The sequence below is a fragment of the Oscillibacter sp. CU971 genome, from assembly GCF_905219725.1.
GTDB lineage: Bacteria > Bacillota > Clostridia > Oscillospirales > Oscillospiraceae > Oscillibacter.
Genome location: NZ_CAJMXG010000156.1, coordinates 1 through 7,059, shown reverse-complemented (window position 1 = coordinate 7,059; position 7,059 = coordinate 1). Strand labels below are relative to the sequence as shown.

Sequence of the window (7,059 nt, the reverse complement as noted above, 5' to 3'; positions counted from 1 at the left end):
ACCCGGGAAATGGATCAGAACTGTTGGGAGGAATTTTCAGCAATTTTTGCCGTTTCGGAAGAGGTCAAGCGGAATTTTGAGATGCTCTACCCGAAGCATGCCTCCCGAACCAGGGCGTTTCCCAATATGGTGGATTTGACCGGTATCCAAGAGCTTGCCAGGATGGGAACGGGATTTTCGGATGGTTATTTGGGAATACGCCTACTGACGGTAGGACGGCTTACCTATCAAAAGGGGTACGACATGGCACTGGAGGCGCTGAATCTGCTGAAAAAGCGGGGCATTCCCGTCCGGTGGTATGTGCTGGGTGAGGGCGAGGAGCGAAAATTTCTGGAGCGAAAGCGGGCGATGCTGGGGCTCGAAGAGGATTTTGTCTTGCTGGGAGCGGTGGAAAATCCCTTTCCCTATTACGCCCGGACCGATATCTATGTCCATGCGACCCGCTTTGAGGGCAGGAGCATTGCGCTTCAGGAGGCCCTGGCTTCGGGCTGCGCCGTGATTGTCTCAGACTGCGGCGGCAACCGGGAAGAGATTGAAAACGGCCAAAACGGCCTGCTGTGCCCCTTCGACCCATTGGCGCTGGCGGACTGTATCGTGCGACTTGTGCGGGACAGGACTCTGCGGAGGGACTTGGGAACCCGGGCGGGTTCCCAAAAGACGGACGCCGGCTTCTGCGGGGAATCCTGGGAAGCACTGTGGGATGGAGAGGACGGAGTATGAGGGAGCGAAAGGAACTGCTGGTGTTGATCCCCGTGCACAATGAGGAGAAGAACATCGGAGGAGTTCTGGAACAGATGACGCTCCATCGGATCCAGGATATAGCGGATATTCTGGTAGTCAACGACGCCTCGGAGGACAGCTCGGCCCAGGTGATTCGGAAGTGGCCGTTACAGATGCTGACAAATATGGAACGGCTGGGCTATGGAGCCTCCTTACAGCTTGGATACCGATATGCGGCAAGGAATGGATACCGCTATGTGATTCAGCTGGACGGCGACGGACAGCATGACGTCTGCAATATCCGGCCAATCTACCAACGGATGCGGGAGAGGGGAGCCGATGGGGAATACCCTGATCTTGTGCTGGCCTCCCGCTTTATGGAGGGGAGTGCGGAGTTCCCGGTGATCTTTTTGAAGCGGGTGGCGTTTCGGTGGTTTCGCTTCCTGATCCGTATGATAACAAAACAGAGAATCACAGACCCCACCACCGGACTGCAGGGCTTGAACAAAAGAGCCTTTGCCTATTATGGGGAGCGGGGNCACTTTGATGACAGATATCCAGATGCGAATATGGTAATACAAATGCTCCTCCTGGGATTTCGCATAACGGAGATCCCGGCGGTTATGCACGCCAGAAAAGAGGGGCGCAGTATGCACAGGGGGATTCAGCCGTTTTGGTATATGTTCAGAATGCTTTTTGAGATCCCGGCGGTGATATGGAGGGTGAGGCTTGAAAAGCAATCGGGCCGGGCGCATTCCCGGCCTGAGGGAGTACAGGATGATATTTTGTAAAGCGGATTACGTGGAGAGCGGTGAGGCGCTGGGAAACCCGGACTGCGGATGGTATCATATCTACCCGTTTGTATTCAAAGAGGTCTCTGGAGCGGTGTTTCCGGCGCTGGACTTTCAGCTGCTGGCCAGAAACCTGGAAGAGTACAGCGGAGAGAGGTTGGCGCTGGTACAGTTCCATATCGGCTTTTTCCGGGAGAGAGAACTATCAGCTGTGATATTACGGCATATGGAGCGGATTCTGGCGTGTTTTCGCGCCTCCGGAAAGCAGATTATCCTCCGGGTGGCGTATGACCTGGAGGGAAAGGGGCTTCTGCACGAGCCGGAGTCCGAGGATTTGATCCACAGGCATATGGAGCAACTGGGATTGTTGATTCGCACTTATGCCTCCGATATCCTGACCCTCCAGGGAATTTTTGTGGGAAACTGGGGGGAGATGCACGGCTCCAGATATTTGTCAGAGTCCGCAGTGGCGCGGCTGGTACTATCTTTGTATCGCGCTTCAGGAGGAAGCTGCTTTCTGGCGGTGAGAACGCCCGCACAATGGCGCAACGCGATCGTGCGTCTTGCGGGAGAGCCGGGGCTGGAGGAGAGATTAACTCTATTCAACGACGGGTTATTCGGTTCCGATACGGATCTGGGCACTTATGGCATGTGCGGCGGGAGGAAAGCCGACGAGGCGGGACGCCGGGGAAAGAATCAGGAGGTGGAGTGGCAGTACCGGACGATGAGGGGAAGGCCGGTGGGAGGCGAGGCGGTGGCCGCTCCTGCGCCGGTGGGCTACAGGCGGGCGGCGGCGGAGCTGGCGAAGATCCACGCCTGTTACCTGAACAGTGCCTATGACAAAAAACAGTTGGATTTTTGGAGATGGGAGACTGTGGATGCACCGGGCTGCTGGCAGGGAATCAGCGGATATGACTACATCGGACGCCATCTGGGCCCCCGCTTTGTAATACGAGATACGAAAAGAGTTGGGCGGAAGCTGATGGTTGTGATCGAAAATCGGGGGTTTTCCGGCGTGTGCAGGGAAACGGAATGCTTTTTAGTGACGGAGCAGGAGGCCGGAGGCCGGAGGGAGTTCCGCCTGGAGGCGAATGTGTGCACATGGCACAGCGGACGGACGATAAGGCTGCCGGTTCCTCTGCCGTCTGAGAGTGAGCGGCCAGTCTGGCTCTCCTTGACACTCAGAGGAAGAGAGGACGGCCGAGTCATCCGGTTTGCCAACCGGGGCGCAGATGGTTCGGTACAGCNGGGGNAGTTAAGGAGCGGATGACGGTTCGGACCTGTGGAGGAGGACTGAAAAACGGAGGGGCGGCTCTGCAGCGTTGCGCCGCATAGAATCTATGAGATGATGTCTAAAATTTTTCTCAGAAATGGCAGGTGCTCAAATGCTTGACATACCAAAGCGGCGTCCGGTGGACATACAAACCACAGAACACGAGGGAGAGGTCGGCATTCTCACCTTCCACTGCGCTGACAATTTTGGCGCAATGCTCCAGGCCTATGGACTCAAGCGCTTTTTGCGGGAGCACGGGGTTCAAGCAGATATCGTCCGCTATGACCCGTTTTTCATGACGGGCAGGCACTGGTGGCTGCCCTACTGGCCGGCGTCAAGCCTGAGGGAGGTTGTGCCCCGCTTGTTGGATGCGTCCCTAAAATTGATTTGGCGCCTGCTTATCTGCCGGGAGTATGCCGCCCGGCGGAGGAACATGGCCCGCTTTCGCCGGGAGTACCTGATTGATGTCCGGCAGCCTAGGATTCGCTCCATCGCCGGCCTGAGAAAACTCCCCTATAGAACTTATATCGTAGGCAGCGATCAAATCTGGAATCCGAATATCACCTGTGGCCTGCGGGAAGTCTACTTTGGCGATTTCCAAAGCGGCCGGAAAGAGCGGGTTGTCGCTTACGCCGCCAGCCTGGGCAGTGCCTCCCTCCCGCCTCAGTACGACCGGGAATTTGCCCGGCTGGTTCAACATGTGGACGCACTCTCGCTCCGGGAGGCGGAGGCCGCACCCTACGTGAGGCGCTTTTATTCCGGAAAGGTCACGGCGGTTTTGGATCCGGTGTTTCTGCTGGAAGAGAACGCCTGGCGGGAGGTGGAGCGTCTTCCCGCCCGCTCGGGTTACATCCTGACCTACGCCACGGAGCGAAACGCCCATATGACCGCCTATGTGCGTGCGCTGTCTCGGAGAACAGGACTGCGAGTAGCGGTGCTGGAAGAGATGCGGATCGGCTCTCCTTCAGAATTGGATACCGCCGGGCCGGCGGAGTTTTTGGGCTATCTCCACGGTGCGGCCTATGTGGTGACCAACTCCTTCCACGGGACGGCCTTCAGCATTCTCTATCGGAAACAATTCCTGGTGTTTGCCCACAGCAAACGCAACGCCAGAATCGCCAATATCCTGCGGCTGCACGGTCTGGAGGATCGGCTGTGCCGGACCGGCGGGGACATCGACGCCCCCGTGGACTGGGATGCGGTTCAAAAGAGAACTGCGGCGGAGGTTCAGAAGTCCGGGGCGTTTCTGCTGGACAGCATTGGGGGAAGGACGGCATGAGACGGAAAAAAGCGTCGTGCTGCGGCTGCGCCGCCTGCGCCGCCGCCTGCCAGACAGGGGCGGTGCGGATGGTCCCAGACGGGGAGGGGTTCCGCGACCCGATGGTTGATGAGGCCCGGTGCGTCCGCTGCGGCCGGTGTGAGGCGGTCTGCCCGCTGAGAGGACGCCCCACCGGAGATGGCGGGCGGGTCTTTCTTGGCGCACGGGCCAGAGAGGACGCTGCCCGTCTGGGCAGTTCCTCCGGCGGAGTGTTTTCCGTGCTGGCGGCGTACGTGCTGGAGCGGCGGGGCGCAGTGTTCGACGCAGCCTTCGACGAAAACATGGAGGTGGTCCACCGGGAGGCGTGGAGCACGGCGGAGCTGGAGGCCCTGCGGCGGACGAAATATGTTCAGAGCCGGACGGACGGCGTGTACCGCCGGGTGGAGGAGCTCCTGAAGCAGGGATTCTGGGTGCTCTTCTGCGGCACGCCCTGCCAGGTATACGCTCTGAAACGGTTTCTGGGCCGGGAGCACCCCCGGCTCCTCCTGGTGGATCTGGTGTGCTATGGTGTGCCATCCCCAGGCCTCTGGCGGGACTATACTGCCCTTTTAGAGCGCCGCCGGGGGCCTCTGACGGACTTCTCCTTCCGGGATAAGCGGAACCGGGATCATGGCCACACCCGGGCCTATACCGCCGGGGGCAGGGAGTATGCGGAGGACCTGGGCCGGGATCTCTACTGCTGGCTGTACTTCGCCAACCTTACCCTCCGCCCCTCCTGCCACGCCTGCCCCTTTGCCGGTCCGGACCGGGAGAGCGACTTCACCCTGGGGGACTTCTGGGGCGTTGAGAGAATCCGCCCGGAGGCGGACGACGGCGCGGGGGTTTCCCTAGTGATCCTCCACACGGACAGGACCCGAGAAATCTGGTCCGAGGTACAGGACGCCGTTGACTGGTTTTCCTGTGAGGAGGCGGCGGCGCTCCAGCCCCGGCTGAAAGGGCCAACGCCCCCCTCCCGGATTCGGGATGTTTTCATGGGGCTGTACCGCATACTGCCGCCCGGCCCCTTCCTCATGCTCTGCGAAAAAATGAGAGCCGCCGCGAACCTGCCGCAGCGGCTGATAGGGTATTTTCAATGAAAAGTGTCTCGAAATTGGTTCAAAATCTCCAGGAGTGTGAATGGCGGGTCTACAGGGTGAGAAAGCGCCGACGCCTAAAAAATCCGGGATTTCATCAGGCTGACGGAAAATCCCCGGCGGTACATGGATCTGCCTCTGGTGGAGTTGGAGAACCCCGGCGGATATCCCGCCGCCCTGCTGGGAGATGTGCGGGTAAATTTCTTCCACTACGCCTCCTTTGCGGAGGGGGCCGCCAGGTGGGAGGAGAGAAAGCGAAAGATCAACTGGACCCGTCTGGTTCTGATTGCCGCAGACAGGGGCAGCTGCGATTACGAAACTCTGATGCGTTTTGACAGGCTGCCCTGTCCCTATAAAGTAATTTTTACCCACAGATCCTGCCCGGAGATATCCTCCGCCGTTTATATCAAGGGCTTTGAGAATTGCGGGCAGGTGGGTATCCTGACAGATTTCAAGCCCGGGTTGTTGATGCGGCGGTATCTGGACGACTTTGACTATGTGGGCTTTCTCAACGGCGTCAAGTAACAGCCGGTCAGCAGATGCCCTTTCTCCCCCAGACAAGGTGGAGAATACGGCAGATAAGGCTCAAACTCCGGTAGCATCTCAGGCGGAAGAGAACCAGGAAGCCCCATTGGTTCCATGTGCTGCACTGCCGATTGTGCCGCATTGCCTGCCGGAAGATCTCATTACTCCGGAACCGCCGGCACATTTCTCGCTTCTCCCGAAAGGACGCCGGATTCCAAGGGCTGAACACACACCGGAACAGGAGTGATGTCAGCATGTTCAGTGCGTAGGTGTGGTACGGCAGCGCCAAGGCGGGAAGGGCTCCGTGCTCTTCCAGGGCTTGCTTCACTTTGTGCAGCAGCAGCTCGTGGTTGTCCGGAAGCCTGGGGTTGAATCGGCGAGAAGAGGAGTCCCGGTGGATGTTGTAGAGGTAAACCGCCCGGGGAATATAGGCGCAGCTTTCCGCCCGGAGGAGGTATTCGATATTGAAAAAGGCATCCTCACCGCAGAACAGGTCCTCAGAAAAGCGCAGGTTATATTTTTCAATGGCTGTCCTATTTATGGCCCTTGCCCAAACAGAGAGAAAATCCACATTTCCCTGTTCCCGGAGCTGCCGGAGTGTCAGTGTGCTTTGGACCAGGGTAAGCTTATCCTCTTTGCCATAGCGAATAGACTCCTTCTGATTTCTGGGAACCAGGTCTTTTTCTGTTAAAGCGCACTCAAATAACATCAAATCCGGGTCATGGCGGCTCTCTTGGTCGATCAGTGCCAGAAACTCCGGGGCTATGCTGTCGTCCCCGTCCACAAACACGATCCACTCCCCCTGGCAGACCTCCAGTCCCCGATTCCGGGCGGCGGAGACGCCCCGGTTCTCCTGACGCAGCAGCCGGACACGGCTGTCCCGTTCGGTATAATCTTCACAAATTTGGGGGCTGGCGTCGGTGGAGCCGTCGTCAATGAGAATCAGCTCAAAGTCCGTATAAGAAGAGCACAGGACGGAATCAATACAGCGGCATAAATACCGTTCCAGATTATAAACGGGGATGATGACTGAAATCATATTATACGCCTCCTTGTATTTATTCGTTTCCCACAGCGATTCTCCCGCATTCCCGGAGTTTTTGGCGGAGACGGGCTGCAAAATGGAGCATACGCACAGCTCGATACCATCCCAGGCTGAAGAAAAACAGGAAAATCCGCCGTTCCAGCGGACCCAGACGAAGGTTTTGCTTCAATGCCGGATAGAGGATCGTCTTTTTCCGGAGGTAGGCACACATGGCGTGCTGCTCCCTTAGAGTCTTTGGATAGGGGGAGCTGAAGATCAAGTCGGTCAGCGCAAAGCAAATATGATCCAATACCCGATTACTGTAAAATTGTGCT

At 57.9% G+C, this 7,059-nt stretch carries 8 protein-coding genes; 6 read left to right on the top strand and 2 right to left on the bottom strand.

Going from position 1 to position 7,059, the window contains the following annotated elements:
* The 6 genes from JX325_RS10890 to JX325_RS10865 all read left to right on the top strand — a co-directional run.
* On the top strand, positions 1-720 hold a 720-nt coding region (locus tag JX325_RS10890; protein ID WP_204791151.1), incomplete at its 5' end, for a glycosyltransferase.
* A complete protein-coding gene (locus tag JX325_RS10885) occupies positions 717-1,511 on the top strand; it encodes a glycosyltransferase family 2 protein (RefSeq protein WP_204791150.1) in 795 nt (264 codons plus the stop codon). The genes JX325_RS10890 and JX325_RS10885, both read left to right, overlap by 4 nt.
* The gene (locus JX325_RS10880) at positions 1,498-2,781 is read left to right on the top strand and encodes a DUF4874 domain-containing protein (protein ID WP_204791149.1); all 1,284 of its coding nucleotides are present in this window, start codon (positions 1,498-1,500) and stop codon (positions 2,779-2,781) included. The genes JX325_RS10885 and JX325_RS10880 overlap by 14 nt, the downstream gene beginning before the upstream one ends.
* 115 nt (positions 2,782-2,896) lie before the next feature.
* Positions 2,897-4,063, top strand: coding sequence for a polysaccharide pyruvyl transferase family protein (locus tag JX325_RS10875; protein ID WP_204791148.1), 1,167 nt, complete (start codon positions 2,897-2,899; stop codon positions 4,061-4,063).
* Positions 4,060-5,178, top strand: a complete 1,119-nt coding sequence (locus tag JX325_RS10870; RefSeq protein ID WP_204791147.1) for a Coenzyme F420 hydrogenase/dehydrogenase, beta subunit C-terminal domain — start codon at positions 4,060-4,062, stop codon at positions 5,176-5,178. Before JX325_RS10875 ends, JX325_RS10870 begins: the two co-directional genes overlap by 4 nt.
* A gap of 81 nt (positions 5,179-5,259) precedes the next feature.
* A complete protein-coding gene (locus tag JX325_RS10865) occupies positions 5,260-5,700 on the top strand; it encodes a DUF1919 domain-containing protein (RefSeq protein ID WP_307819269.1) in 441 nt (146 codons plus the stop codon).
* Between the two features lie 7 nt (positions 5,701-5,707).
* Here JX325_RS10865 and JX325_RS10860 read toward each other — a convergent pair whose 3' ends face one another.
* Together JX325_RS10860 and JX325_RS10855 are read right to left on the bottom strand one after the other, a co-directional pair.
* Entirely contained in the window at positions 5,708-6,739 is a 1,032-nt protein-coding gene (locus JX325_RS10860) for a glycosyltransferase (RefSeq protein WP_204791145.1), read from the bottom strand.
* 19 nt (positions 6,740-6,758) lie between these two features.
* A partial coding sequence (locus JX325_RS10855) for a hypothetical protein (protein WP_204791144.1) occupies positions 6,759-7,059 on the bottom strand: 301 nt, incomplete at its 5' end.

Coding starts and splice junctions, on each gene's coding strand:
- JX325_RS10875 (WP_204791148.1), top strand. CDS start 2,897: ATGCTTGACATACCAAAGCGGCGTCCGGTGGACATACAAACCACAGAA.
- JX325_RS10870 (WP_204791147.1), top strand. CDS start 4,060: ATGAGACGGAAAAAAGCGTCGTGCTGCGGCTGCGCCGCCTGCGCCGCC.
- JX325_RS10860 (WP_204791145.1), bottom strand. CDS start 6,739: ATGATTTCAGTCATCATCCCCGTTTATAATCTGGAACGGTATTTATGC.